This is a genomic window from Actinomyces sp. S4-C9, assembly GCF_000758775.1.
In the GTDB taxonomy this organism is placed as follows: Bacteria; Actinomycetota; Actinomycetes; order Actinomycetales; family Actinomycetaceae; genus Gleimia; species Gleimia europaea.
Genome location: NZ_JRMU01000001.1, coordinates 170170 through 195851, shown reverse-complemented (window position 1 = coordinate 195851; position 25682 = coordinate 170170). Strand labels below are relative to the sequence as shown.

General features: G+C 56.8%; 24 protein-coding genes. 19 read left to right on the top strand and 5 right to left on the bottom strand.

The features are described from left to right. Positions 1–64: 64 nt before the first annotated feature. The 12 genes from HMPREF1628_RS00865 to smpB are packed head-to-tail and all read left to right on the top strand — an operon-like array spanning position 65 to position 9198. Positions 65–1267, top strand: a complete 1203-nt coding sequence (locus tag HMPREF1628_RS00865) for a CpaF family protein (protein WP_232219342.1) — start codon at positions 65–67, stop codon at positions 1265–1267. Positions 1268–1269: 2 nt separating this feature from the next. Then, on the top strand, positions 1270–2100 hold the full coding sequence (locus HMPREF1628_RS00860) for a type II secretion system F family protein (protein WP_034506590.1): 831 nt from the start codon (positions 1270–1272) through the stop codon (positions 2098–2100). Between the two features lie 30 nt (positions 2101–2130). Continuing rightward, on the top strand, positions 2131–2961 hold the full coding sequence (locus tag HMPREF1628_RS00855; RefSeq protein WP_198030374.1) for a type II secretion system F family protein: 831 nt from the start codon (positions 2131–2133) through the stop codon (positions 2959–2961). A 21-nt stretch (positions 2962–2982) separates the two neighbouring features. Then, positions 2983–3168 (top strand): hypothetical protein, encoded by a 186-nt coding sequence (locus HMPREF1628_RS00850; RefSeq protein WP_034506588.1) that lies wholly within the window; start codon positions 2983–2985, stop codon positions 3166–3168. A 2-nt stretch (positions 3169–3170) separates the two neighbouring features. Further along, complete coding sequence (locus tag HMPREF1628_RS00845; RefSeq protein WP_052038732.1) at positions 3171–3575, top strand: TadE/TadG family type IV pilus assembly protein; 405 nt, start codon at positions 3171–3173, stop codon at positions 3573–3575. Continuing rightward, entirely contained in the window at positions 3565–4086 is a 522-nt protein-coding gene (locus HMPREF1628_RS00840; RefSeq protein WP_034506586.1) for a hypothetical protein, read from the top strand. Before HMPREF1628_RS00845 ends, HMPREF1628_RS00840 begins: the two co-directional genes overlap by 11 nt. Before the next feature lie 5 nt (positions 4087–4091). Beyond that, positions 4092–4571, top strand: coding sequence for a hypothetical protein (locus tag HMPREF1628_RS00835; protein ID WP_034506584.1), 480 nt, complete (start codon positions 4092–4094; stop codon positions 4569–4571). A gap of 17 nt (positions 4572–4588) precedes the next feature. Then, on the top strand, positions 4589–5713 hold the full coding sequence (prfB, locus tag HMPREF1628_RS00830; RefSeq protein WP_034506582.1) for a peptide chain release factor 2: 1125 nt from the start codon (positions 4589–4591) through the stop codon (positions 5711–5713). 8 nt (positions 5714–5721) lie between these two features. Continuing rightward, positions 5722–6411, top strand: a complete 690-nt coding sequence (gene ftsE / locus HMPREF1628_RS00825; RefSeq protein ID WP_034506580.1) for a cell division ATP-binding protein FtsE — start codon at positions 5722–5724, stop codon at positions 6409–6411. Between the two features lie 3 nt (positions 6412–6414). Continuing rightward, positions 6415–7329: a permease-like cell division protein FtsX gene (gene ftsX, locus HMPREF1628_RS00820; RefSeq protein WP_034506578.1), complete on the top strand. Its 915-nt coding sequence runs from the start codon at positions 6415–6417 to the stop codon at positions 7327–7329. A gap of 10 nt (positions 7330–7339) precedes the next feature. Continuing rightward, positions 7340–8629, top strand: coding sequence for a M23 family metallopeptidase (locus HMPREF1628_RS00815; RefSeq protein ID WP_052038731.1), 1290 nt, complete (start codon positions 7340–7342; stop codon positions 8627–8629). Between the two features lie 47 nt (positions 8630–8676). Next, the gene (gene smpB, locus HMPREF1628_RS00810) at positions 8677–9198 is read left to right on the top strand and encodes an SsrA-binding protein SmpB (RefSeq protein WP_034506576.1); all 522 of its coding nucleotides are present in this window, start codon (positions 8677–8679) and stop codon (positions 9196–9198) included. Between the two features lie 65 nt (positions 9199–9263). On the opposite strand, the gene HMPREF1628_RS00805 is transcribed toward smpB, so the two are convergent. The 4 genes from HMPREF1628_RS00805 to HMPREF1628_RS00790 form a co-directional block, all read right to left on the bottom strand. Beyond that, the gene (locus HMPREF1628_RS00805; RefSeq protein WP_034506574.1) at positions 9264–11069 is read right to left on the bottom strand and encodes a BCCT family transporter; all 1806 of its coding nucleotides are present in this window, start codon (positions 11067–11069) and stop codon (positions 9264–9266) included. Between the two features lie 109 nt (positions 11070–11178). Beyond that, entirely contained in the window at positions 11179–12306 is a 1128-nt protein-coding gene (locus HMPREF1628_RS00800; RefSeq protein WP_198030373.1) for a hypothetical protein, read from the bottom strand. Continuing rightward, a complete protein-coding gene (locus HMPREF1628_RS00795) occupies positions 12303–14909 on the bottom strand; it encodes a multicopper oxidase domain-containing protein (RefSeq protein ID WP_052038730.1) in 2607 nt (868 codons plus the stop codon). Before HMPREF1628_RS00795 ends, HMPREF1628_RS00800 begins: the two co-directional genes overlap by 4 nt. A gap of 23 nt (positions 14910–14932) precedes the next feature. Continuing rightward, entirely contained in the window at positions 14933–15220 is a 288-nt protein-coding gene (locus HMPREF1628_RS00790; RefSeq protein ID WP_034506570.1) for a DUF2249 domain-containing protein, read from the bottom strand. 204 nt (positions 15221–15424) lie between these two features. Here HMPREF1628_RS00790 and HMPREF1628_RS00785 point away from each other — a divergent pair, with 204 nt between their 5' ends. Further along, positions 15425–16099 (top strand): helix-turn-helix transcriptional regulator, encoded by a 675-nt coding sequence (locus tag HMPREF1628_RS00785; protein ID WP_034506566.1) that lies wholly within the window; start codon positions 15425–15427, stop codon positions 16097–16099. 124 nt (positions 16100–16223) lie between these two features. Further along, complete coding sequence (gene mobA, locus HMPREF1628_RS00780; RefSeq protein WP_052038729.1) at positions 16224–16865, top strand: molybdenum cofactor guanylyltransferase; 642 nt, start codon at positions 16224–16226, stop codon at positions 16863–16865. Here the strand turns inward: mobA and HMPREF1628_RS00775 are convergent. Further along, entirely contained in the window at positions 16845–17351 is a 507-nt protein-coding gene (locus HMPREF1628_RS00775; RefSeq protein WP_034506563.1) for a MogA/MoaB family molybdenum cofactor biosynthesis protein, read from the bottom strand. The genes mobA and HMPREF1628_RS00775 overlap by 21 nt on opposite strands. 246 nt (positions 17352–17597) lie before the next feature. Here HMPREF1628_RS00775 and HMPREF1628_RS00770 point away from each other — a divergent pair, with 246 nt between their 5' ends. Genes HMPREF1628_RS00770 through narI form a run of 5 tightly spaced genes read left to right on the top strand, consistent with a single transcriptional unit; the run spans position 17598 to position 25633 of the window. Further along, positions 17598–18929 (top strand): nitrate/nitrite transporter, encoded by a 1332-nt coding sequence (locus tag HMPREF1628_RS00770; protein ID WP_034506561.1) that lies wholly within the window; start codon positions 17598–17600, stop codon positions 18927–18929. Positions 18930–18952: 23 nt separating this feature from the next. Then, positions 18953–22675 (top strand): nitrate reductase subunit alpha, encoded by a 3723-nt coding sequence (locus HMPREF1628_RS00765; protein ID WP_034506558.1) that lies wholly within the window; start codon positions 18953–18955, stop codon positions 22673–22675. After that, the gene (gene narH, locus HMPREF1628_RS00760) at positions 22675–24204 is read left to right on the top strand and encodes a nitrate reductase subunit beta (protein WP_034506556.1); all 1530 of its coding nucleotides are present in this window, start codon (positions 22675–22677) and stop codon (positions 24202–24204) included. The genes HMPREF1628_RS00765 and narH overlap by 1 nt, the downstream gene beginning before the upstream one ends. Further along, a complete protein-coding gene (gene narJ / locus HMPREF1628_RS00755) occupies positions 24201–24863 on the top strand; it encodes a nitrate reductase molybdenum cofactor assembly chaperone (protein ID WP_034506553.1) in 663 nt (220 codons plus the stop codon). Before narH ends, narJ begins: the two co-directional genes overlap by 4 nt. Next, the gene (gene narI, locus HMPREF1628_RS00750; RefSeq protein WP_034506551.1) at positions 24860–25633 is read left to right on the top strand and encodes a respiratory nitrate reductase subunit gamma; all 774 of its coding nucleotides are present in this window, start codon (positions 24860–24862) and stop codon (positions 25631–25633) included. Before narJ ends, narI begins: the two co-directional genes overlap by 4 nt. Positions 25634–25682: the final 49 nt, after the last annotated feature.

The window sequence follows — 25682 nt, the reverse complement described above, 5'->3', positions numbered from 1 at the left end:
CTAACACCCAGTTATCCACATTTTGATCGGGCATGTGTATTTACCGTTGGCTATCAGGTACTTTATGTCTACCAAAACAGGTGGAGGACGCATGGCCGCAATGTCGCAGGGAGCACGGGGTGAGTGGGTACGCCGGGCGGTTGCTGACGCCGGTTTTGACCCGGTTACGAACTCGCAGATGCTTCGTAGCATTGTGGACCGCTCGTTTGATGTTTACACCGTTGATGATGAAGAAGAACGCCAAGCCGTAACTACCGCTCTTATGGCCGATATTGGCGGTTACGGCCCGCTCCAAAAGTATCTTGATGATCCCGAGGTTGAAGAGCTCTACGTAAACTCGCCGTCAAAAGTGTTTGTGGCAAGACGCGGACAGTCTGAGCTGACACCCGTGATATTAAGTTCCGAGGACGTGAAGGACCTCGTTGAACGGATGCTGCACCATTCTGGTAGGCGGCTGGACCTGTCTGCTCCATTTGTGGATGCAATGCTCCCGGGTGGGGAGAGGCTGCACGTGGTGATCCCTCCAGTTGCGGGTCGCGAATGGTCGCTCAACATCCGTAAGCATCTGCACCTGGACCGTTCGCTGTGGGATTTGGTAGAAGCTGGTTCCCTCACGCAAGAGGCCGCGCGGTTTCTGTCCGAGTCTGTCCAAGATGGCGCCACCGTGCTGGTCGCTGGGGCAACCCAGGCGGGCAAGACAACGCTTGCGCGCGCACTCGCCAGAGAAATCCCGCCGCGAGAGCGCGTCATCACGTGTGAGGAAGTATTCGAACTCAACCTGCCCAACCGAGACTGTGTTGCGATGCAAACCCGCTCGGCCAACATTGAGGGCCACGGCGAGGTGAAGCTTCGAGACCTGGTGCGCGAGTCGCTTCGTATGCGTCCAGATCGGATCGTGGTGGGTGAGGTGCGTGGCGCTGAAGCGCTCGACATGCTCCTCTCTTTGAATGCCGGTATTCCAGGGCTTTCAACTATTCACGCAAACACGGCTCGCGAGGCGCTACGCAAACTTTGCCTGTTGCCGTTACTCGCGGGTGAGAATGTTACTTCCGCGTTCGTGATTCCGACGGTTGGTAGCTCTATCGATTTGGTTGTACACGTGGTGCGAGATGGGGACGGCAGGCGTCACGTGCAAGAGATCGTGCGCGTTGAAGGTGCTAACGGAAGCGTTATCTCAGCGGCCACACTTTTCGAATGGAACGGGAGTGATCTGGTTTCTAAGAAACTATCGCCTGCAACGAACCAGTTCCAGGAGGCGTTCGCGTGAGCATGATTCTTGGAGCCTCCTTTGCCCTGGGCATCCTCCTTATCTACTGGTCTATCAGCACACCCATGCCAAAACGCAAAGAAAGATCACGTTCAAAACTTGCCGCATTGGGAGCTAGAGCGGGCCTGTCCGAATCTGAAACAAACGTGTTTGGCGCTGTCCTTGTTGCGGTTCCACTAGTTGTATTCCTACTGGTTATTGGGCTTACGAGGGCGTGGCCGGTGGCGCTGGCGGTGGCGCTGGCGGCTTCTTCGTTGGCTCCGGCCTGGTTGTATGCGCGCATTGAACGGCATGCGGACGTGGTGCGTAAAGCGTGGCCAGACGTGGTGGATTCGGTGCTGGCCTCCATCCGCGCGGGCGTAACTCTCCCGGAGTCGGTGGTGCAGTTGGCTCACAACGGTCCGGAGGTAACGCGCCCGTACTTTGAAAGATTTGCGCGCGAGTACCGGGCGAGTGGCAGGTTTATCGACGCGCTTGAGGGAGTGCAGTGCGACCTGTCAGATCCGGGAGCTACACGCCTGTTCGAGGTGCTGAAGTTGGCGCGCGAGGTGGGCGGTTCTGAGCTGGGCCATTTGTTGCGCGACTTGTCGGCGGTGCTACGCGATGACGTGCGGGTTCGCGGTGAGTTACTTGCGCGCCAGTCTTGGACGGTGAACGCGGCGAGGCTGGCAGTGGCTGCCCCTTGGGTTGTGCTGGTGATGATTTCAACGAGGCTCGATGCGGCTTCTGCATACACGAAGCCAGTGGGTCTTCTGGTGCTGTTTGGTGGCGGCCTGGTGTGTTTGATCGCGTATGGGCTGATGAGGCTCATTGGCCGGTTGGATGGTGTGTAGATGCTGTCTTGGGCGTTTTTGACTGGGTGCATGTTCGGTCTGGGCGTGCTGATGACGGCGCGCGCGGTGGCGGCTTCGCGTGAACGCCTGGTGGTTCGAGTTCTCGCGTCTGGGCGTGATGATCGTAGGGCGCGTCCAAAGCTTGGTTGGATTTCCCCGCTGTGGGAAAAGCTTGGTTCGACCGCGGTGTCGGTGACGGACCGCTTGGATGCCCTCTCGTCAAAAACGACGCTAGAGCGTTTCCGTCTGCAACAGTTCTTAGCTGGTATAGCAGGCGTGACGGCCATGACGCTCGTGACGTTTGCAATCGCGGCGGCTAGGCCGGTGTCGATATTGCAGTGGATCGTAATGATGCTGATAGGTTTCGTTGCCGGCGCCATGGTGTTTGACCGTATTTTGACGGTGCGGGTGAACGCGATTTCGCGAAAAGTATCTAGCCAAGTTGCGGATGCGGCCGAGCTGCTTGCCCTCTCGGTGTCAGCCGGCGAGTCTGTGCCAGCAGCGCTGCGTAGAGTGCAGCAAATCGTCGGCCCTGAACTTGCCACGCAGTTGGGTGCGACGCTTGAGGACATTGATAATGGAGCGTCAGTGACGAGGGCACTTGGAAAGATGCGCCGCACCACGCGTTCACCTCAGCTTGGCCGCCTGCTTGACACCCTCGTCGCGTCCATGGAGCGAGGTGCCCCGCTGGCAACAACGCTTCGCGAGCAGGCCAGAGATCTTCGCGATGAGGCTCGCCGAGCTCTAATGGAATCGGGCGGAAAACGCGAGGTAGCAATGCTCTTCCCCGTGGTTTTCATCATTTTGCCCGTGACAGTAGTTTTTGCTCTCTATCCAGGTCTAGTTGCACTCCGCTTCTAGAAATCTTGAAAGGAAAATCCCATGAATACAATCCTCGCTTTCATTTACCTGTGGTTCACAGACGAAGAATCAGAGCGTGGCGACGTTCCCGGTTGGGTGCTCGTGACGCTCATGACTGCTGGCCTAGTTACCGCGATTTGGGCAATTGCTTCACCCACGTTGTCGAACTTGTTCCAAACCGCGATCGCGGGTGTTACCGGCCCGTAGCCATGAGAAGAATCCACGAGAATGCGCAGGGGGAGGACGGCTCGCAGATTGTGGGGCACGTGCTCGTTCAGGTGCTGGTCGTGTTCGTGGTTCTCGGTTTGTTGCAGTTGGCATTTGCTCTGCACACCCGCAATGTTGCGGTAGATGCGGCATCGGAGGGGGCAAGGAGGGCGTCACTGTTGGGGGCAACGCTGGCCGAGGGCGCGGATCGTACTTCGCAGTTGCTGAACACTGCCCTCGGAAGTGATGTTTCGCGCGATGTTCGTGTGTTTGAAACGGCCGTGGATGGGCAGCCGGTAGTGCGCGTCGAGGTGGATGCAACGTTACCCTTGCTAGGCCCATTCGGTTTTGCAAACACGTTGCATGTATCGGCGTCTTCGTGGAAGGAACGCGAGCGTGTTCCGTAGGTTTTGGCATTGCAACGGTGAAACAGCTCAGCTCGAAGCGGTGTGTTCGGCGGCCTCGCCCCATCATGTAACTGCAAAGTTGCGCAAGATATCGCCGCGCGGGGAGGACGCAGGGGAGGCAACCGTGGAGTTTGTGGCGATGTTGGTGATCATCTTGATCCCGGTCGCATATTTCATCTTCACGGTTGCGGCACTGCAAGCTGCGGTGTTCGCCTCGGACGCTGCCACGCGCGAGAGCGGCCGTTTGCTGGCGAATGATCCGGCAGCGCACGTGCACGTGGAGCGGCAGGTGAATCAGATTTTCACCGACTATGGCGTGAGCGGTAGCCACAGTCTCAAAGTGGTGTGTGACCCAACGCCGTGCAGTCAGGCTAAGTTCGTGAACATTGAGGTTCGCACGCAAGTGGCGTTGCCCTTGATTCCGGACGCCATGGCAAGAGTTTTGAATCCAACTGTTCCAATAATTTCAAGCGCGCAGGTGCCGGTGAATCGGATCGAGCTGGTGAGGTAGTGCGGATGACACAAGGGCGTGTGAGGCTAGGAAAGCCCGCACCTGGGACAGCTGAAGGCGCGGGCGGCGAGGATGGGCGAATCACGCTGTTGGTGCTCGGCTTATCACTGCTGGTGGTGGCGCTGGTGCTGGCATCGATTGCGGCAACGACGGTGCACGTGCAGCGCAGGCAGTTGCTTTCGTGCGCAGATTGGGTGGCGCTATCGGTAGCGGGGGTAGCGTCTGCTTCCAGTTATTACGAGGACGGCTTTGCCGAGGTTATTCAGTCCAGCGTGCCCGACCGCGCAACGGCCACGTTCAACCAATTGCGCACAACCTCTTGCGACGTGGGCAGAGCCGCATGGCTGGAAAGCGCAACGGCGAGCGGGGGAGAGGTTCGCGTGGAGCTCGCGATGAATCCGGCGATGCCCGTGTTTGGTAGCGTGCTGGATTTCATTAATCAACCTTTGACTGTCCGTGTGGTGGCGTCGGCGAAATTGCATTAATGCCATAAGGTGGAGGCGTGAGTATTGAGTTCCCCGAGGAAATTGAGAGTTTGCGCTTAACTTTCGCGAATATCGTGGCGGTTACGCACCCGGATCAGTTGCGTGAGCAGATCGCGGACCTGTCGAAGCAGGCGGCGGCACCTGATTTGTGGGATGACCCAGAGAAGGCGCAGCAGGTGACGTCTAGCTTGTCGCACGTGCAGTCTGAGCTTGCGCGCGTTACGAAAATGGGGGAGCGCATTGATGACCTCGAGGCGATTGTTGAGCTGGCGGGTGAAGAAGAAGGCGAGGATCGCGAGCTTCTCCTTGAAGAGGCGGCAGCTTCGCTAGAGAAGATCCAGCGGGACTTGTCGGATCTTGAGGTAAGGACTCTGCTGTCGGGAGATTATGACGAGCGCGCAGCGGTGGTCACTATCCGGTCGGGCGCGGGCGGCGTGGATGCCGCGGATTTCGCGCAGATGCTGCTACGCATGTATTTGCGTTGGGCGGAACGCAACGAGTACCCGACCACGGTGATGGACACTTCATATGCGGAAGAGGCGGGAATTAAGTCCGCCACGTTCGAGGTGAATGCCCCGTATGCTTACGGCACGTTATCGGTGGAGGCGGGCACGCACCGCCTGGTTCGCATTAGTCCGTTTGATAATCAGGGTAGGCGCCAGACTTCGTTTGCCGCGGTGGAGGTTATTCCACTGATTGAGTCGACGGACCACATTGATATTCCGGATTCGGATTTGAAGGTGGATGTGTTCCGCTCGTCGGGTCCGGGTGGCCAGTCGGTTAACACAACGGATTCGGCTGTGCGCATGACGCACATTCCGACGGGCATTGTCGTATCGATGCAGAATGAGAAGTCGCAGATTCAAAACCGCGCGGCGGCGCTTAGGGTTTTGCAGTCGCGTTTGCTGCAACTGCGTCACGAGCAGGAGCAGGCGGCTCGCAAGGAGCTCGCGGGGGATGTGAAGGCCTCATGGGGTGATCAGATGCGAAGCTACGTCCTCCAGCCGTATCAAATGGTGAAGGATCTTCGAACTGGTCACGAAAATGGCAACACGGCGGCCGTGTTCGACGGTGAGATCGACGATTTCATTAATGCTGGTATTCGGTGGCGTAAAGATTCTGAGGCCGGCCAAGAGCAGTAGGTGAACTAATGATTCGTTTTGACAAGGTAACAAAGGTTTATACTCGCGGTGCTATGCCCGCGATTGATGATGTGAGCCTTGAGATCGAGCGCGGAGAGTTCGCGTTCTTGGTAGGTAAGTCCGGCTCGGGTAAGTCCACGTTCTTGCAGCTGGTGCTCCGTGAGGAGCGTCCAACGTCTGGGGATGTGTGGGTGCTCGGTCAGAATGTGGGCGAGTTGTCGCGGTGGAAGGTACCGCATTTGCGTCGCCAGATCGGCATGGTCTTCCAAGACTTCAAGTTGCTTGAGAACAAGAACGTGTATGAGAACGTGGCGTTTGCTATGCAGGTGCTGGGCCAGCCGCGCCACCAGATTGAGACGCAGGTTCCAGAGATTTTGGAGCTTGTGGGTCTGGATGGCAAGGAACGCCGCATGCGCTGGGAGCTTTCGGGCGGTGAGGAGCAACGCGTTGCGATTGCGCGCGCAATGGTAAACCGCCCGCAGTTGCTACTAGCTGATGAGCCTACGGGTAACTTGGATCCAGAGACGTCGCTGGGCATTATGCGCTTGCTTACGCGTATTAATGCGACGGGAACAACCGTGGTGATGGCAACACACGACGCCGATATTGTGGATCAGATGCGTAAGCGCGTGATTGAGCTTGCGGATGGTCACGTGATTCGTGATCAAAAGGGCGGCGTATACGGGACGCAGGGGTAGTAAATGAGAGCGCGTTTTATTTTTTCTGAGGTCGGTAAGGGCCTGTCGCGTAATAAGGCGATGGCGATTTCCGTTGTACTGGTGACGTTCGTGTCCCTATTGTTTGTGGGTATTGCGGCGCTGGCACAGATGCAGGTTTCCACGATGAAGTCGCAGTGGTACGACAAGATTGAGGTGTCGATCCACATGTGTGCGAAGGATGACCTGGTGGCGTCGTGTAATCAGCAGGAGGCCACCGAGCAGGAGGTTGAGGCCGTCCGTGCGAAGTTGGAGTCTGCTGAACTGTCTAGTTACGTGTCGGAGTATTACTACGAGTCGAAGGAAGACACGTACCAGAATTTCTTGGAGCTTTACGAGGGCACGCCGTTTACGCATTGGCTGACGGAGGACATGATGTGGGTGTCTTTCCGTGTGAAGCTGGTGGATCCGCAGCAGTATCGCCTGCTTGAGGAGGAGTTCTCGGGTGCTCCGGGCGTTGCGGAGGTAAAGGATCAGCGTGAGATTGTGGAGCCGCTGTTCGCGGTAATTGATAACGCGAAGTATCTGTCGCTGGGTCTGGCTGGAATTATGACGGTCGCGGCGATTTTGCTGATTACCACCACGATTCGTCTTTCGGCAATGTCGCGTGAGAAGGAAACGACGATCATGCGTTACGTTGGCGCGTCGAGTCTTACTATTCAATTGCCGTTCATGATTGAAGGTGCGCTGGCTGCTCTGCTGGGCGCGATTGGTGCGGTGGCAGCGCTTTGGGGTGGATTACATCTGTTTGTGAATTCGTGGCTTGCAAGTACGTTCTCATGGACGAGGTTTGTGGGTACGAGGGAGCTTTTGATTGTGGCTCCGGGCCTGATTGTGATGGCTATTTTGTTGGCAGTTATTGCTTCGGCAGTGTCGTTGGCAAAGTACACGAAGGCGTAAGGAGTAGGTCATGCGACGTAGTTTTGGATTTGCGATTGCGGCTTTCACTAGCGCGGTGTTGGCGCTTTCTGGCGTGTCCGCTGTGGCTGCGGAGCGTGATGATTGGGTTAATAAGCGCGATCAGGCTGCGAGTGAAAGCTCGGATCTTGAAGAGCAAATTGCGGGTCTCGATGATGATCTGAAGGAGATGTACCGCAAGCTGGAAGATGTTCGTAAGGATCTGCCGGTAGCTAAGGATGAGTTGGATAAGGCTCAGGCCCAGTATGCGAGCGCTCAGCGCGAGTTGGAACAGGTGACGGATCGCCTGAACGTGGCTAAGGAAGATAGGGCGCGTATTGACGAGGAGATCGCGAAGGCTGGTTCGGAGTCAACGCAGTCTCGGCAGGGTATTTCGCTGATGGTCCGCGAAGTGTATCGTTCTGGAGATTTTGCAGCTTCACCGTTGATGATTGCGATGACGTCGAAGTCTACGGCGGATATTACGAGGAGGGCAGCTGGGGCCGAGACGATGGCTGTTGCCCAGTCTCGCGCGCTGCTTGCCGCTCAGGATAGTTTGGCAGTGGAGCGTAACCGTTCGGCGCGTCAGGAGGCTCTCACGGATCGTATCGGCAAGCTTCAGGCGAAGGCGGAGAACGCGGAGCGGATTGCGTCTGAGTCGAAGACACTCGCAGAAAACAAGCTTGGCGAGCTACAGTCCCTGGAGCAGACGGAAGCGAAGCGGGCGGATGATGTTTCGAAGGTGCGGGAAGAGGCTAAGCGTCAGCTAGCGGCCTCGGAACGTGAGTATGAGGTTGCCCGCCAGAACATCGCGCGCATTGATGAGGAGAACCGTCGCAAGCAGCTCGAGTGGGAGCAGAACCAAACGCCGCCGCCGGCTACTGGCGGAGGGGTGCAAACTTCTGGTGTGTTGAGTTATCCGTTGGGACAGCGCTATCCGTTGGCGTCGCCGTTTGGCTATAGGTGGCATCCGGTTTACCAAACGTGGCGTTTGCATGAGGGTACCGATATTGCGGCTCCGTGTGGAACGCCGGCGCTTGCTACGGCTAATGGTGTGGTCAGCTTGGTGACGTGGTCGCCGACGGGCGGTAATTATTTGTCGCTGAACTACGGTTTGATTGGTGGAAATTCGTATCAGACGTACTACCTGCATTTGCAAAGCGTCGCGGTTTCGGTTGGACAAACGGTTTCGCGCGGTCAGGTAGTTGGCTACGTGGGTAGCACGGGTGCCTCTACGGGTTGCCACTTGCACTATGAAGTGGTTCTTAACGGTACCAATGTTGATCCGGCGAATTACCTGTAATATGGCAGACCCCGTTGCAAGTGGGTCTGATTTTGAGGAAGGCTGTTATGGCAAAGTCTGGGCAGCAGAAGTTGACGCCTGCGCAAAAAGCTAAGGCGCAGGCGGATGCTAAGAAGGTAATTGCTCGCAATAAGCGCGCGACGCATGATTACTTCATCGAGGACAGGCTTGAGGCTGGCCTTGTACTGACGGGCACGGAAGTGAAGGCGCTGCGTATGGGCAGAGCTTCGCTTACTGAGGCTTGGGTTGAGATTTATGAGGGCGAGGCTTGGCTGAGGCAGGCGAATATCCCGGAGTATTTTCAGGGTACTTGGAATAACCATGCGCCGACGCGTAAGCGCAAACTGTTGATGCATCGCAGTGAGATTTTGAGCTGGGGCATGAAGGCTCAGGCGAAGGGGTACACGATTGTGCCGCTGGAGCTTTATTTCATTGAGGGCCGAGCAAAACTCTTGATTGGTCTTGGTCGGGGTAAGCAGCAGTGGGATAAGCGGCAGGCGCTTCGCGAAGCGCAGGATAAGCGCGAGGCTCAACGCGAGATTCAAAGGTTCGCTAAGGGGATTCGTTAGGTTCTGAATGATTAAGGGCGCGGGAGGTAACTCCCGCGCCCTTGTCGTTGACTATCGCCGCGTTGTTATCTGTCCTTGCGAGCCCTGTCTGCGCCTACGGCGTGACGGATGGCCTTGTTGCGGCGGCGAATCTCTTCGCGCTCGCGGCGGTGGCGGCGCTCAATAGCGAGCTGGCGTTGGAACGCTTCTTGCGAGCGCTGATCTAGGTAGACCACGTCGTTGCGAAGGTCCTTAACGATGGCGAACATGAGCGCTACAACCACGAACAGGAATGGCGTGGCCGCAACGATGGTTACGGATTGGATGTTTGAAAGGGCTCCGTCGCCTCCGGAGACCAGCAGGGTCAGGCCAATGGAGGCCGTGAGTAGGCCCCAGATGCCTGCTAGCCACGGGGAGGCGGAGGAGCGCCCTCCTTGTGAAATGGATGCCATGACGGTGGAGGCCGAGTCGGCTGAGGTGATGAAGAAGGTGCCTAGGAGGAGTACGGCGATGATACCGAAGAAGAAGCCTCCGGGTAGCTGGTGAAGCAGGTTGAACAGCTGGCTTTCTGCGCTGCCGTCACCCCAGATTGATTGGCCTTTGGATTCGAGGAAGATGGCGCTGCCGCCGAAGATTGCGAACCAGACGGTCGATAGGCCGGCTGGCACGAGCATTACGCCCATGCAGAATTCGCGGATGGTGCGTCCACGGGAGATGCGGGCGATGAACATGCCCACGAAGGGGGACCAGGAGATCCACCATGCCCAGTAGAAGATGGTCCATCCGGATAGCCAGGGGCCGGCGGTGCCGTCTGCGGAGGCTGCGGTGCGGCCTGCCATTTCGAAGAACTGGGATAGGTATGCGCCGATGGAGCCGGGCAGTAGGTTCAACTGCGCAATGGTGGGGCCGAGCACGAACACTGCGAGTGCTAGTAGGGCCGCGAGGATCATATTGACGTTAGACAGGTAGCGAATGCCTCGGCCAACTCCAGACATTGCGGAGAGGAGGAAGGCAAGGGTTAGCACTGCGATGATTGTGATGATGAGGCCGGTGCCGGGATCTTCGACGAGGCCGGCAACTTCTAGGCCGGCGCGGATTTGGAGGGCGCCGAGGCCCAGTGAACATGCGGTTCCGAATACGGTTGCGAAGATGGAGAGGGCATCGATGGTTTTGCCGATGGCTCCGTTGGCGTGGCGTTCACCGATCAGTGGGGTGAACGCGGATGAGATGAGCTGGCGCCTGCCGATCCGGTAGGTGGAGTAGGCGATGGCCAGGCCGACGATGGCGTACATGGCCCAGGGGTGGAGGGTCCAGTGGAACATGGCGGATGCCATGGCTGTGCCTACTTCGTGCGGGGCGTGGTTTGGTACGCCGTCGCGGTAGAAGGCGAGGGGTTCGGACGCTCCGTAGAACATGAGGCCGATGCCCATGCCGGCTGCGAACATCATGGCGATCCATGATGCGTTGGAGAATTCGGGTTGCTCGTCTGCGGCTCCAAGGCGGATCTTGCCGAATTTGGAGGCGGCGATGACGATGATGAAGATGACGAAGATGGTTGAGAAGAGTACGAATGCCCAGCCGAGGTTGGTTAGTACCCAGGTGAGCATGTTGTTTGCGGTGGCTTCAAAGTTGGCTGGTTTGCCGAGGCCCCAAACTACGATTGCGAGGATGAGTAGCATGGCGGGTATAACTACCGGCCAGCTGATGGATTGATCTTCAGTTTCAGAGATTAGTTCAACGGGCTTTTCTTGCAGGTCTGCCGCGTTGATGTGTTCTTCTTCGGAGAGTAGCGCCGCAAGTTCAGAGGTTGCGGTGGTTGTATTTTCCGCTGGTTGTGTATCTGTTATCTCTGGTTTCGTATGTTGCGTGTCTCGATTTTCGCTATTTTCCATACTTCTATTGTTCAAAATATGGTGGCAGAGTCTAGTTGTGAGCTCTTTTTATGCAACATCTCTCCATTTAAGCCACTATTTTGCGAGAATTGAGCTTGGCTTCCTCCACCTAGCGTTTTGCGGTGTGGGTTGGATTATGTGGGCGCGAGGTTTGCGTTTTGGCGCCGTGTTGAAGTTTGATGCGACCCGCAAGGACAACGAGGCTGACGCTGGTGATTGCGAATAGGAGGATAGCGGCGATATTGATGATGGCCCCCAGGTGCCAGGCAGCGCTGTTGGCTGTGAGGTAGCCGGCGAATCGGATGATGAGGCCTAGTTGTAGAAGGGCTAAGGGGGCCCAGAGCACTGGGTGATATGGGAGGGGTCTGGCGATGACGGCGGGGAAGATGACTGGCGCGTGCGCCATGATCATGGACATGCCGAAGCCTATGAATGTCGCGTGAATGGTGAGGTCATAGGTGGCTCCGCTAGTGATTTTTCCAACGCAGATCCAGGTGAGGCCGGCGGCGATGAGCCAGATGTAGCCCGTAGCTAGGGCGGCAGCGTTGTAGCGGTATAGGCCGGTGGTGCGAATGGTTTTTCTTACGATGTCGGCTTTGAGTAGCCAGATGGCTAGAAGCGTGAGGGTGGCTCCAAATGGGCGCACGGCGTATGGCCATATGAGTGTGCCGATGGGTAGCAGGGTGAGGGGGAGGGTGAAGATCGCGAGGATATGGCTGGCGCCTTTCATAGTGAGGGCGGCAAGTTCGACTCGTTCGGATGCGATGGTGAGCACGATGTAGCTGACAAGCAGGGGAATGAGTTCCTCGATGGAGTAGAGAACCCAGAATGTAGAGGCGAGCATGACCATAAGAGCTGAGGCTATCTGGATTACGAGTAGGGGTAGTGGTGCGCGTTTCCAGAGGGCAATGTAGGTGAGGACAAATAGTGCGGTGCCTTGGATTAGGAGGAGTTGTCCAAGTGCAGTGTAACCGAGGATGAGGGCGATTGATCCGGCCCCAATGGTGGCGGGGGCGAGGTATGCCCAGGTTTGGCGTAGGCTTTGTGCTCGTTCGAGGGCGATGACGGTACCCATGAAACCGAGGCTCATGACGATGCCGTGAATGTCGGCGAAGCGGGGCGCGCGAACGGGTGCCCACACTCCGAGGGCTACGAGCCCAGCGTTAAGGCCTCCTAACAGGGAGGCACCCGCGAGGGCAAGTAATGCAAGGCGTAGGTTTACGAGGTCCGGTTTCATGGTTCAACTACCTTGAAGATGGCGCGAGCGCCCTTTTCGCCATCGATCATGGCGTGATTCACGGCACTGTAGTGTCCAGGTTCGGGGAAGGTGAGCTCGACGAAGCCGCCTTGCGCTGCTAGGAGGGGTAGCACTTGTGCGCCTCCACCCGTGTAGCCGAAGGGGTCTTGACCGCGTTTTAGTTGGTAGGCTCCCTCTGTCCAGGTGGTGTCGAATTGGGTGCCTACGATGTGGAACGGGAAAGCGCGGGTGGGGCCGGCGTCCATGAGCCAGATGCGCACGCGTTCGCCCGCAGGCACTTCGATAGGTGCTTGAACGTACTGGTCAGCAATGCCGTTGAATGCCATTAAATCGGGTGATTCGGCGAGTACTTTGTCGGCATTTACTTCGGTTGCGCTTTCTTTGCTGTCGAATGTGTCGCCGAGGTATATCTCGGATTGTGTGAACACGTATTCGTGTTCGACTGGTTCGAGGTGGTCGGGTTCGATAATGACTGCGCCGTGCATGCCTGCGGCGATATGGGTGGCCATGGGGTGGGTGGCGCAGTGGTAGAGCCAGATGCCGGCGCGTTGGGCGGTGAACTTGTAAATGAGTTTTTCACCGGGAGCGATGGTGCGCATGGGCTCGTCGGGGGCGAGCTCTCCTGCGTGGAAGTCGATGGAGTGGCCCATTGTTCCACTGTTGATGAGTGTAATTTCAAAGGTATCCCCGATTTTGCCGCGCAGCGTGGGGCCAACGCTTCTTCCGTTGAAAGTCCAGCGTTGTTGCCAGATTCCGGGCGCAACTTCGAGGGGGCCTTCGCTGACGTCGAAGGTCAGTTGGTGAATGGTTTGATCGGTTGCGGGCGGTAGTTTCGGGTCGATGATTTGGCTAAGGAGGGCGTCGGGGTCGGGCATGATCTTTGCGCTGTGGTGGTTTGAGTGGCCTTTTGCGCTCACGGCGGATTCGCTCGCTCCGATTGCGTTGATGGTGAGGGTCATGCCCATTTGGCGGTGTCCGGCAACAGAGCACCAGCCTTCGGTTGTGGTGGTGATGATGCCGGCATCTAGGGTTTCGGTTTCGCCGGGTTGGAGGCGTTTGGTGCGTGCATTTTGAACCACGAGGTCGTGTGAGTGAACGGTGTCTTCATTCACTACGGTGATGAGCAACTGATTTCCAGCGGGCACGTCGATTGTAGAGGGTGTGAAACGCATGTCTTTGGCGATTACGGTGACTTGCGTGGTTTCTCCGGTTGCGGCGGCTGGCGTGGCGGAGGTGACAGTGGTTTGGTTGGGTGCGAGTTTGAGTGCAGCCGGGTCGATCGCCACGCCAATGCTGAGGGCGATGGTTAGGCAGAGTGCGGCGCCAACGAGCTGTCCGGGATTGATGAGGGTGGGGGTGGGGCGGGTGGGCGAGGTGGCCGGAACTGTAGGGTTGTCGCCCTCGGTTGCTTGGGTGCGTTTGGCGCGGGTGGCGGCCAGAAGGCTGCGGAAGAGGAGCGGGAGGAATGTGGCTAGGGCTGTTACAACTAGGGCGGCAACGGCTGTGTGCAGCCATTTCGGGAGGGGAAGTAAGAGGAGGACTAGGCCAAGGTTTGTGACGGTGAGCCTCCAGGTGGATAGACGCGTGAGTTCGGTTAGGGCGGCTCGTGAGCCGGCGGGGCCGCCTCCGATGGCGAGTGGGAATAGGTGGGTGAGGGCTCCGAATAGCATTTGCAGGGCAAATCCGATGGCGAAGATTGTCGCGATTTTGAAGACGGAGTCAGCGAAGGATTCCCATGAGGATGCGAGCGTAACGCTCATGTAGGTCATGCCGATGATTGCCCAGGTGAGTGCGGCCGCGACGGATGCGGGTGCAAACTCGGTGATTCCACGTTTCTTGAGGGGGTGGATCATGGCGCGGCCGGCCCAGATGAGGCCCGTTAGGTATGCGAGGAGGCCAGCGAGCATGAGCAGGCGTGTGCCAAAGAGCGCTCCGACTGTGCCGATTGTGATGGCGACGATAAGGATCGGGAGGGCTGTTGCGGCTAGTTTTTCGGCGCGTTCGTCTATGCGCGCTCGCAGGAGGGTGGGCCAGAATGTGACGAGTGTGCCGATTACAGTGAGACCAATCCAGCCGAATAGATTGCAGATTATGTGTGCGGCGAGAAGGCGTGAATGCCATGTGTCCTCGAGGCCGAATGCGAGGATTGCACCAAAACCTGCGCCGAGGGGCAGGAAGATGGCGGAGGCCATGTAGTAGTGGGTGACGTCGCGGAACCGGGAGGGTAGCGCGCGCCGATAGAGGCGCAGGATGGTGATGAGGTGCCAGGTTACGGCAATGGTAACCAGGGTGGCGCCCCCAACCACGCCGGCCCAAAAGTTGAGGGGCATGCAGATGAAAACGGTAAGTGACCCGAGTATGAATAGCCCGTAGCGGCCCGTCTGGTGCTCAATTTTGGCAGCGCGGAGCAGAGTTTTGGTGAAGTGTTCGGACCAAACCATCACGGAGTGGCTGAGGGCTCCGAGTAGCACTAGGTGGACCATGAGCCACGCCGAGTCGGGTACCCATTTGCGCCCGATCGCGATGATGATGGCCGCAACTAGCCAGATGATTGCTGTTTGATCTCTTAGTACTCGGGTCACATTGGTTCTTCCCACTGTAGGTTCTAGCTAACTTTGGTGAGTTTGACGATCCAGTTTTCTGGCCCTTCCTGGAGGTATTCCGCGTCTACCTCGTTAGCGAATTCCGTTCTTAGTTGGGCTAGTAGCGGCGTTGGGTTGTGGTGGGCTTTGATAGCAAAGGATGCGCCGCTGGGTAGGAATTTTAGAGTGCCGAGGATCGCGGCGTGGCGGATTGGGGCGGGGATGGATAGTACGTCCAGGACGGGTAGATCTTGCGATCCGCATCCGCAGTGGCAGGCGTTTTTCTCGGTGACGGGCAGGGAGTTTGTCATTGTTTCTCCATTTCGCTGGTGATGAAGCGCGTTTGCCGCTTCAAAACTTTGGTTGAACTGCGCGGTCAGTACCGCGAAAGTAAGTCTAACAGTTAAAACGGAAAATGCCGGTTTAATATTTTGAGGAGGTGGTGTTCCTGTTGGTGTACGGTGCTGTGTTGTTTAGACTGAGGTTGTCCGTGTTCGCGTTTTGAGGTGGTTCTTGTGAGTGCTGGGGGGCCGAGGCCAGCGAGTGAGTTGGTTGAGACATCAAAGTCGCTTACTCCTCAGCAATCGCGCGTACTTGATTTAGTGGTTTCGAGGCCAGAGGGGCTTTCGGCAGCGAAGATCTCAAAAGAATTAGGGATTCACGTCAATACGGTACGTGAGCACTTGGATGTGCTTTTAGCCAAGGGGCTGGTGCGTAGCGAGAGGGCGCCGGGTTATTCGGGTAGTGGTAGACCGCGACTGCTGTATATTCCTCTGGTACCTACGACAGATGCGATTACGAAGCATTTTATTTCGCTTGTGAACGCTGGGATTGCGTTGCACGGTGAGGATTCGAATTGGGAGTTTGCGCGCGAGTGGGGGCGCGCTTGGGCGCGGCTGTTGCTCGAATCGGGCGAGGTCTTCAAAGCTGATTCCCCGCTGGATACAGTGATTGCGCATATGGCTGAGTTGGGTTTTGCTCCGACGGTCAAGGGCGATGTGGTGAGCTTGCATCGATGCCCGTTGTTGCCGGCTGATGGGGTTATTCCAGAGGCGATTTGCCAGATCCATGGGGGAATGATCGAAGAATTGCTGTCTTCGAATAGTGCTAGTGAGGGCGTGGAAGTTGAGATGACGCCGTTTGCTGGATGCGGGACGTGCACGGTTCGCCTATTGCAGCAGGAGGCGTAGGAGGGGAAGGTTCGACTTCAGGCGAGGGCGGACAATAGAGGTAAATACGGCGGGCTGTGATGTTGCCTTCAGGTGATACTCTGCGTGCAGCTCGTTTGTTTGATGCTTTGCTGGAGGAGGCTGGATGGCTGCCTGTGCGCCACCTTTGGAGTCGCGTGATAGTCAGGTGCAAAAAAGACTCCCGCACGCCGTACTCATCCTCGCCGGAGGCACTGCCAAGCGCCTCGGGAAAGTGTCCAAGCCCGACTATAAGATAGGTCCTTCCCGCCTCATAGATATTGCACTAGCAGAAATCGACAGCACCGGTTTCGAAGGCCGGATCATTGTGATCGCGCCGAGCCGGTTGGACGTGCGAGACGGTGTGGAGCTAACACTGGAAGACCCGCCCCACGGAGGTCCTCTCGCCGGTATCGGTGCGGGCATTGCCACCCTCAAGGATTTGCCGGATACTGCGGTAGTTGCGCTGATGACGTGCGATGCGCCGCTTTCGCCCCGGCTTTGGGAAAAACTATGTAGCAAGATTTCTGAGGCTCAGGCTGTCGTTCCCGTCTCGGCAGACCCGGAAGCGTGGCCTCAGTTCCTGCATGGTTGCTACCGCCTTGGGGCGTTGCGAGGCCTCCCAGCCTCGCGCGACACGTCGATTCGGCGCGGTTTCTCTGCGATTAGGCCCGCGACTGTTCCCGACGTAAACCGGTACTGTATGGACGTGGACACGCCGGCCGATGCGAAAGAAATGGCTGTGCGTTTAGGCTTCCGTCTGGTCTAACTGCTCGTAAATGTAACGCAGTAGTGGGAGCAGAACTGCGAGCGCATCCTTCACACCGCCCGAAGAGGAGGGACAGTTCACGATAACTGCTCCTTTTGAAGTTCTGGATGTTACTCCAACCACGGCGCGTGAAAGCACGGCAAGCGGCGTGTTCTTTAGGCCTTCTTGACGAATCTGCTCTGCAATTCCGGGAAGTTCAACGTCGCATACTGCCAGCGTCGTTTCGGGAACAATGTTGCGCGCAGAAATCCCCGTTGAGCCGATAGTGATGATTAAACGGGCACCAGCTTCGAGAGCGCGGTCAAACTCGCCGCGTAGAGGAGCGGCGAGGTCGTCGATAATAACCTCGCGCACAACTTCGATCCCGGCATCTTCCATAATCGAAACGGCAGTCTGAGCGCCTTTCGGTTCTTTAACGCCGGAAACCACGCGCGAATCAACGGTGATAACCGCAGCGGTGATGCCGGGGAGTTTCAAATCAGTCACAACGCCTCCTATTTAAAACCGGTATTTTCCATTTTAACGCAATGAGTCTTTTCTAATTGGGTGCTTTAGCGGAAACATTGACCTAATTTGTCTCAAAGCCAGATTCTTACAAAGCCGCGTCGTTTCGCGGTTTTCGTGCATTTTCGCCAGTTAAACTGTCTAAACCCTTTAAAAGTATTCCCGCGGTGTTAGTTTCAAATTACGCAAACGCAATGCCAACGGTGGCACACCGGTTAGGGGAGAATCATGGCCGACGAGGTCGCAAAACTCGACGCCTCCGGGCGCGTATTAAAAAATTGGAATCCTGAAAACCCAGATCAGTGGAGCTCAAAAATTGCGTGGACAACCCTCGTAATCTCCACCTATTCGATGATCCTCGCATTTAGCGTGTGGTTCCTCGTGTCGGCGCTTGCTCCAAAACTAAACGAGATCGGGTTTCAACTAACGCCGGCCCAACTGTACTGGCTCGCCGCGATGCCGGGCCTTTCGGGTGGTCTTATCCGCCTCATCTACACGTTCTTGCCGCCCATGATTGGTACGCGCAAGCTGGTAGGTATTTCGTCATTACTGTTCACCATCCCGATGTTTGGCTGGTTCTTTGCCGTCCAAGACGTGTCTACGCCGTTTTGGTGGCTATTAGTTTTATCGTTCATGTGCGGTATCGGTGGCGGTTCTTTCTCGGGTTATATGCCTTCAACCGGCTACTTCTTCCCAAAGCGTTTAGCGGGAACCGCGCTCAATTTGCAAGCGGGCATCGGTAACCTGGGCATGTCCATTATCCAACTCGCCGCTCCCGTCCTCATGGGGTCAGCGTTGTTTGGAATGACGTGGATCGCGCCGCAAACCGATTCGGCGGGTAACCCGATTTGGGTTTCGAATCCCGCAATTTTCTTTGTCCCCTGGGCGATACTCGCAGCGATCTTGTCTTTCGCGATGTTGAAGGACGTGCCCGTAAAAGCAAATGTTCGCGAACAGCTCGACATCTTTTCGAACTCGAACACGTGGTACATGACGCTCCTTTACGTGATGACGTTCGGCATTTTCTCGGGTGCATCCGCTCAGTTCGGCCTCCTAATCAATAACAACTACGGTGCCCAGTCGAGCCTGGGGCTCGCAGTGCAGGGTGCAACATATGCGTTTCTCGGCCCGCTGATCGGCTCGCTTGTTCGCGTCGCGTGGGGGCCTTTGTGTGACCGCTTTGGTGGTGGCATTTGGACATTCGTTTCGGGCGTTGGAATGGCCGTTACCCTGCTGGTTACTGGTTTCTACTTGATCAACCCGTCCTCTTCGGCAGATTTCAAAGGCTTCTTGTGGGCGATGCTGATCATGTTCTTCTTTGCAGGTATCGGCAATGCGGGTACGTTCAAGCAGATGCCGATGATCATGCCGAAGCGCCAGGCAGGCGGCGCGATTGGGTTCACCGCGGCAGTGGCAGCGCTTGGCCCGTTCCTTGTAGGTGTATGCCTGTCGATGATGGCGGCCTCCACGTTCTTCTTCGCTGCGGCCATCTACTGCATCTTCTGTTCCGTGATTTGTTGGATGCGTTACGCACGCAAGAACGCGCCGTTCCCAGGTTAAACGGCCCCGATTTGGAGGAAATCATGACTGATTCAACTAAGCAGGGCTATCGCGAATCTGCTTCCGGCGTGTTCGCGCTCGGCTCAAAGTTGCGCCGCGGCGAAGTTTCAGGTGACGCACGCCAGATTTTCCTAGAGGGAGGACGCGACGCAGACTCGTTCTACCGCCAGCGCTGGTCCTATGACAAGATTGTGCGTTCGACACACGGCGTGAACTGCACGGGCTCGTGTTCCTGGAAAATATACGTGAAGGACGGCGTGATCACCTGGGAGTCGCAGGCAGTAGACTACCCGTCTACCGGCCCGGATATGCCTGAGTATGAGCCGCGCGGATGCCCTCGTGGCGCGGCGTTCTCTTGGTATGAGTATTCGCCAACGCGCATTCGCTACCCGCATATTCGAGGCGTTTTGCTAGACATGTATCGCGAGCAGCGCGCTTCGGGTAAAGATCCAGTTGAGGCGTGGGGTGCGATTGTTGAGGACGAAGCGAAAGCGAAGGCTTACAAGTCGCAGCGTGGCAAAGGCGGCATGGTTCGCGTGGGCTGGGATGAAGTTAACGAGATCCTCGCGGCAGCACACGTGTACACAATTAAAGAGTACGGTCCGGACCGCATGGCCGGGTTCTCAGTTATCCCCGCAATGTCGATGATATCGTATGGTGCAGGGTCGCGCTTTTACGAGTTGCTCGGCGGTGTGATGCTCTCGTTCTACGACTGGTATGCAGACCTTCCGCCCGCCTCGCCGCAAGTGTTTGGAGATCAGACGGACGTGCCCGAGGCCGGCGACTGGTTCAACGCGCAGTATCTGATCATGTGGGGGTCAAACATTCCTCTCACGCGCACGCCCGACGCGCACTTCATGACGGAGGCTCGCTACCACGGTCAGAAAGTGGTAGCTGTTTCTCCTGACTACGCGGATAACACGAAGTTTGGCGACGAGTGGTTGCGGGTAAATCCGGGCACGGATGGTGCCCTCGCGCAGTCAATGGGGCACGTGATCCTTTCAGAGTTTCACGTTAAGCGGCAAGAGCCGTTCTTCTTAGATTACATGAAGCGCTACACGGACTCCCCGTTCCTCGTGAAACTTCAGCAAACCGAGAAGGGGCTTGTGCCCGGCAAATTCCTCACGGCTGTGGACCTGCCGGATGCGCTCGCGGGCGACATTAAGAGCAGGCCGCACTCAGAGCACCGTCCGCTCGTTCTCGACGAGGATGGGACGATTAAGGATCCGGGTGGAACGGTTGCGGATCGTTGGGGAGGTGAGGACGGAAAATGGAACCTGGCACTCGACGGTGTGAATCCGGCAATGTCTGCGTTTAGTAGAAGTGATGCCAAGGGGGTTGAGGTTGTGCTTCCTCGTTTTGACCTTCCCGCAACACAATCTGAGACCATGGCAATCGGGGCAGGATTGGTTCGCCGCGGGGTGCCCGCATTCAAGGTGGGCGAGGAGCTTGTAACCACGGTTTACGATCTGCTCTTGGCAGAGTATGCGGTGAGGAGGGACGGCCTGCCTGGGCAATGGCCAACGGATTACGAGGATGCCTCAACGCCGGGCACCCCCGCATGGCAAGAGGAACACACGGGTGTGCCGATGAACGCAGCGATCCGTGTTGCCCGAGAGTTCGCACAAAACGCTATCGACTCAAAGGGCCGCTCCATGATTGTGATGGGTGCGGGCACAAACCACTTCTTCCACTCTGACACGATCTACCGCACTTTCCTTGCTCTCACCTCCATGTGTGCAACGCAGGGAGTTAATGGCGGCGGCTGGGCGCACTATGTGGGTCAAGAAAAGGTTCGTCCAATCGCAGGCTGGCAGCAGTACGCGATGGGACTTGACTGGTCGCGCCCGCCTCGCCAAATGATCTCAACCGGATTCTGGTACCTGCTAACGGATCAGTGGCGTTACGACGGTTCACTCGCCGGCCAGGTGGGTTCTCCGCTAGCGGATTGGAAGGGGCTCACAAACGCAGACACGCTCGTGGAAGCATCGCAGCGTGGTTGGATGCCGTCTTACCCGCAGTTTGACCGGTCTTCTATTGAGATTGGTAGAAGTGCGAACGAGACCGGAATGGTTCCGGGCGAATACGTGGTGCAAGAGCTCAAAGCTGGCCGGTTGAACTTCGCGTGTACGGATCCGGATAATCCTCGTAACTTTACGAGGATCCTTGCGAACTGGAGAACGAATCTGCTTGGTTCGTCTGCGAAGGGTGCGGAGTATTTTGCGCGCCACATGATCGGTGCGGACAACGCAGTATCGGCACCAGAGCTTGCGGAGGGTAAGCGTCCGAAGCTGATGAAGTGGCGTGATAATCCGGGCATCGGCAAGCTGGATCTGATGTTCACCGCGGACTTCCGTAATACGTCCACAACGTTGTTCTCGGACATCGTCCTACCGGCGGCAACTTGGTACGAGAAGTACGATATTTCGTCTACGGACATGCATCCGTTCTTACACTCGTTCAATAAGGCGGTGGAGCCGCCATGGGAGGCTCGTTCGGACTTCGAACTGTTCAAGGATCTCGCCTATCTTGTATCCGAGATGGCTAAGACGCACCTCAAGACACAAAACGACGTGGTGATGGCTCCAATCGCGCATGATTCGCCTGACGAGCTTGCGTTGCCGCACGGCATCGTTGAGGCGTTGGGGGAGCGCGAGCTGATTCCGGGTAAGACGTTGCCTAAGTTCGTTCCGGTGGAGCGTGATTACACGCAGATTTACGAAAAGTTCACCACGCTCGGCCCGAACGTTGAAAAACTTGGCTTGCCGATAAAAGGCATCACGTTGAAGCCTGATGAGGAAGTCGATGTTCTGCGACGCATGAACGGAACCGCAACGAGCGGGGTTGGCGCGGGGCGTCCTCTGTTGGACACGCCGGTTAAGGCCGCAGATGCTGTTATGCAAATGTCGGGAACCACTAACGGACGTATGGCTGTGCAGGGATTCCGCCAGTATGAGAAGCAGACAGGCCAGGAGCTTTCGCAGCTCGCTTTGGGTGATGAGGAAAAGCGCCTCACTTTCCGCGAGATTACGATCCAGCCGCGTTCTGTGGTTACGTCACCCGAATGGTCAGGTTCGGAGCATGGGGGTAGGCGATACTCGGCGTTCGTTATCAACATTGAGCATCGCAAGCCGTTCCACACGTTTACCGGACGCATGCACTACTACCTTGACCACGACTGGATGATTGACATCGGTGAGTCTTTGCCTGTTTATCGTCCGCCGCTTGACCTCGCACGCATTTATGGTGATGCGGTTGTGGGAGAGCTTTCCAAGGACGAGGGGGTAGCTCAGGTTGCTGTGCGCTACTTGACGCCGCACAACAAGTGGGCGATCCACTCGCAGTACTACGACAACCTACACATGTTGACGCTTGGGCGAGGGGGTCAAACCATTTGGATGTCGCCTGCGGATGCGCAGAAGATTGGCGTTAAGGACAACGACTGGATTGAGGCGTACAACCGCAATGGTGCCGTGGCGGCTCGTGCGGTGGTATCGCACAGGATGCCCGAGGGAACGGTGTATATGCATCATGCGCAAGAGCGGGTTGCGGGAACACCGGTTTCACAAAAGTCAGGTATCCGCGGTGGTATTCACAACTCGCTGACGCGGATCCTATTAAAACCAACTCATATGGCTGGTGGTCACGCGCAGATGACGTACGGGTTTAACTACATTGGCCCAACTGGTAACCAGCGCGATGAAGTAACTCTTATTCGTCGCCGCACCACGGAGGTGGACTTCTAATGAAGGTTATGGCTCAGATCGCAATGGTGATGAACCTCGATAAATGCATCGGGTGTCACACATGTTCGGTTACTTGTAAGCAGGCGTGGACTAACCGTGAGGGCATGGAGTACGTCTGGTTTAACAACGTAGAGACGAAGCCTGGAGTGGGCTATCCGAAGCAGTGGGAAGACCAGGAGCGTTATAAGGGCGGTTGGGAACGAACGACGTCCGGTAAGTTGAAGCCAAAGGGCGGTGGTCGCTGGCATAAGCTCGCAACGATTTTTGCTAACCCGCGTATGCCTGCGTTAGAGGATTACTACGAGCCGTGGACATATGAGTACGAGAAGCTTCTTGGCGCTCCAAAGGATTCGAAGTATTTGCCAACGGCTCGCCCGGTCAAGCAGGTTACCGGTGAGAAAATGAACAACCCCAATTGGGGTCCAAACTGGGATGATGACCTGGGTGGCTCGCTTGAAACCATGCATCAGGATCCGATTTTGGAGCAGATGACAACGCAGGTGAAGACGCAGATCGAGGATTCGTTCATGTTCTACCTGCCGCGCATTTGTGAGCACTGCTTGAACCCTACTTGCGTTTCGTCTTGTCCTTCGGGCGCGATGTACAAGCGCAGCGAGGATGGCATTGTGCTGGTGGATCAGGATCAGTGCCGCGGCTGGCGCCAGTGCATTTCGGCATGCCCGTACAAGAAGGTTTACTTTAACCACCACACGGGTAAGGCCGAGAAATGCACGCTTTGTTACCCGCGTCTTGAGGTGGGCGAGCCAACGGTTTGTTCAGAAACCTGCGTGGGGCGCTTGCGCTACCTGGGTGTTCTCCTCTATGACGCGGACAGAGTGGGTGAGGCTGCCTTTGTGGAGGATCCGAAGGATCTGTACGAGGCGCAGCGCAGCCTTTTGTTAGATCCGTTTGACCCGGAGGTGTTGGCGCAGGCTGAGGCGAACGGTGTTCCGCATTCGTGGATTCGCGCAGCGCAACAGTCTCCGGTTTGGAAGCTGATTAGCGAGTACGAGGTTGCGTTGCCACTGCATCCGGAGTACCGCACTATGCCGATGGTTTGGTATATCCCGCCTCTTTCTCCCGTAGTGGATGCGGTAACTGCGGCCGGTGAAGATGGGGAGGACGCGAAGATCCTCATGACATCGATCGCTACGATGCGTATCCCGCTGGAGTATTTGGCTGGCTTGTTTACGGCTGGCGACACGGTTCCGGTGGAGAAGTCGCTTCGCCGTCTGGCTGCGATGCGTACTTATATGCGCGGCCTGCATCTTGATGAGGAGCCGGACGAGACGGGGGCGAAGGCTGTTGGAATGACGGGCGGGCAGATGGAGGAAATGTACCGTCTGCTGGCGATTGCTAAATATGATGACCGTTACGTGATTCCAACTACGTCCTCGGAAACGCCACGCGGCTTGGCGGAGCTGGGTTGTTCGCTTGACTCGTTCGGCGGGCCGGGTATGGGTGGCGCCGGATATGCGCAGCCGGGTGGCGGAACGAAGACGTTTGTTCCGTTGGAGGTGCGTCGATGAGTGAACAACGGGCCGCGGAGGCATTGAATTCCGCGGAGGCAGGTAAGAAGCGCACGGCGCACATGATTGCGTCTGTGTTGTTGGATTATCCGCCGGAGGATTTTCACGAGCAGTTGGGTGTTATCCGCCTCGAACTTGAAAACGTTGATGAAGTTGTGGCTGATCGGTTTCAGGAGTTTGTCGATTGGGCGCAGTCCACTGAGCTGCGCGAGATTGAGGACCTGTATGTGCGCACGTTCGACCAAAAACGTAAGTGCAATCTGTACTTGTCGTATTATTCGGCGGGCGATACGCGCATGAGGGGGTCGGCGATTTTAGCTTTCAAGCAGGCGTTTGAGGCAATGGGGTGGAAAGTAACTGGGGGTGAGCTCCCAGATTACTTGCCGGCTGTGCTCGAGCTCAGTGCCCGCACGGGTGATGAGCTTGCGGCGCATCTGCTTGCTATCCATCGTGACGGTCTCGAAGTGCTGCGCACTGCCCTCGGCTCGCTAAATAGCCCGTGGCAAGCGGTGGTTGAGGGGCTGGTTCTGACTCTGCCTCCTTTGGATAAGAAAGCACAGGAGGCTTTCCGTAAACTTGTGCTGCAAGGCCCGCCTTCGGAGCTGGTTGGCGTGCAGTCACTTCCATTCCCGATTTCGAGTGAAGGGGCACGCAGATGAGTGCGTTTGAGACTTTCTTCTGGACGGGGTTCCCGTACTTAGCGCTGGCTATGCTGATCGTGGGCTTGGTGTGGCGTTATCGGTATGACAAGTTTGGGTGGACGTCGCGGTCTTCGCAGTTGCACGAGTCTGCTTTGCTTAGGTGGGCGTCACCGATGTTTCATTTCGGCATCCTGTTTGTGGGGCTCGGTCACGTGATGGGGTTATTGATTCCGAAGTCGTGGACTGAAGCTTTTGGGATTTCTGGCCACGCTTACCACTTGGTAGCGACTATTGGTGGCACGGCTGCGGGCGTGATGACGATTGTGGGTCTGATGGGCCTGTTGTATCGGCGTATTGTTACGAAGTCGGTCCGGTTTGCGACGACGAGGAACGACATTTTCATGTATGTGCTGTTGTGTTTGCCGATTGGTTTGGGTTTTTGGGCGACGTTGCAGAACCAGATTCTGGGCGCGCCAGGTGGTTATGACTATCGGGAGACGATTAGCCCGTGGTTGCGTTCGGTTTTGGCGTTTCAGCCGCAGCCGGAGCTGATTGCTTTGGTTCCAACTCCGTTTAAGTTGCATATTATTGCGGGGTTCTTGCTGTTCGCGATTTGGCCGTTTACGAGGCTGGTGCATGTTGTTTCGGCACCGGTGATGTATCCGACGCGGCCGTACGTGGTGTACCGTTCGCGTGAGGAGTCCATCCGATCAACGCCTAGAGCGCGCGGTTGGAAGCCAGTGAGAACTCGGCCGCAAAGTCGAGATTCTCGCTCCGAAGGAGCGTAAAAACTACCGGTTTATTCGAGGGGTAGGAGGTGGAGAACTCCTGCCCCTC

What these genes read in the sequence shown, in the direction of transcription:
- HMPREF1628_RS00865 (WP_232219342.1), top strand. Translation starts at nt 65, where the DNA reads ATGTCTACCAAAACAGGTGGAGGACGCATGGCCGCAATGTCGCAGGGA.
- HMPREF1628_RS00860 (WP_034506590.1), top strand. Translation starts at nt 1,270, where the DNA reads ATGATTCTTGGAGCCTCCTTTGCCCTGGGCATCCTCCTTATCTACTGG.
- HMPREF1628_RS00855 (WP_198030374.1), top strand. Translation starts at nt 2,131, where the DNA reads ATGTTCGGTCTGGGCGTGCTGATGACGGCGCGCGCGGTGGCGGCTTCG.
- HMPREF1628_RS00850 (WP_034506588.1), top strand. Translation starts at nt 2,983, where the DNA reads ATGAATACAATCCTCGCTTTCATTTACCTGTGGTTCACAGACGAAGAA.
- HMPREF1628_RS00845 (WP_052038732.1), top strand. Translation starts at nt 3,171, where the DNA reads ATGAGAAGAATCCACGAGAATGCGCAGGGGGAGGACGGCTCGCAGATT.
- HMPREF1628_RS00835 (WP_034506584.1), top strand. Translation starts at nt 4,092, where the DNA reads ATGACACAAGGGCGTGTGAGGCTAGGAAAGCCCGCACCTGGGACAGCT.
- ftsE (WP_034506580.1), top strand. Translation starts at nt 5,722, where the DNA reads ATGATTCGTTTTGACAAGGTAACAAAGGTTTATACTCGCGGTGCTATG.
- ftsX (WP_034506578.1), top strand. Translation starts at nt 6,415, where the DNA reads ATGAGAGCGCGTTTTATTTTTTCTGAGGTCGGTAAGGGCCTGTCGCGT.
- HMPREF1628_RS00815 (WP_052038731.1), top strand. Translation starts at nt 7,340, where the DNA reads ATGCGACGTAGTTTTGGATTTGCGATTGCGGCTTTCACTAGCGCGGTG.
- smpB (WP_034506576.1), top strand. Translation starts at nt 8,677, where the DNA reads ATGGCAAAGTCTGGGCAGCAGAAGTTGACGCCTGCGCAAAAAGCTAAG.
- HMPREF1628_RS00805 (WP_034506574.1), bottom strand. Translation starts at nt 11,069, where the DNA reads ATGGAAAATAGCGAAAATCGAGACACGCAACATACGAAACCAGAGATA.
- HMPREF1628_RS00800 (WP_198030373.1), bottom strand. Translation starts at nt 12,306, where the DNA reads ATGAAACCGGACCTCGTAAACCTACGCCTTGCATTACTTGCCCTCGCG.
- HMPREF1628_RS00790 (WP_034506570.1), bottom strand. Translation starts at nt 15,220, where the DNA reads ATGACAAACTCCCTGCCCGTCACCGAGAAAAACGCCTGCCACTGCGGA.
- mobA (WP_052038729.1), top strand. Translation starts at nt 16,224, where the DNA reads ATGGCTGCCTGTGCGCCACCTTTGGAGTCGCGTGATAGTCAGGTGCAA.
- HMPREF1628_RS00770 (WP_034506561.1), top strand. Translation starts at nt 17,598, where the DNA reads ATGGCCGACGAGGTCGCAAAACTCGACGCCTCCGGGCGCGTATTAAAA.
- HMPREF1628_RS00765 (WP_034506558.1), top strand. Translation starts at nt 18,953, where the DNA reads ATGACTGATTCAACTAAGCAGGGCTATCGCGAATCTGCTTCCGGCGTG.
- narH (WP_034506556.1), top strand. Translation starts at nt 22,675, where the DNA reads ATGAAGGTTATGGCTCAGATCGCAATGGTGATGAACCTCGATAAATGC.
- narJ (WP_034506553.1), top strand. Translation starts at nt 24,201, where the DNA reads ATGAGTGAACAACGGGCCGCGGAGGCATTGAATTCCGCGGAGGCAGGT.
- narI (WP_034506551.1), top strand. Translation starts at nt 24,860, where the DNA reads ATGAGTGCGTTTGAGACTTTCTTCTGGACGGGGTTCCCGTACTTAGCG.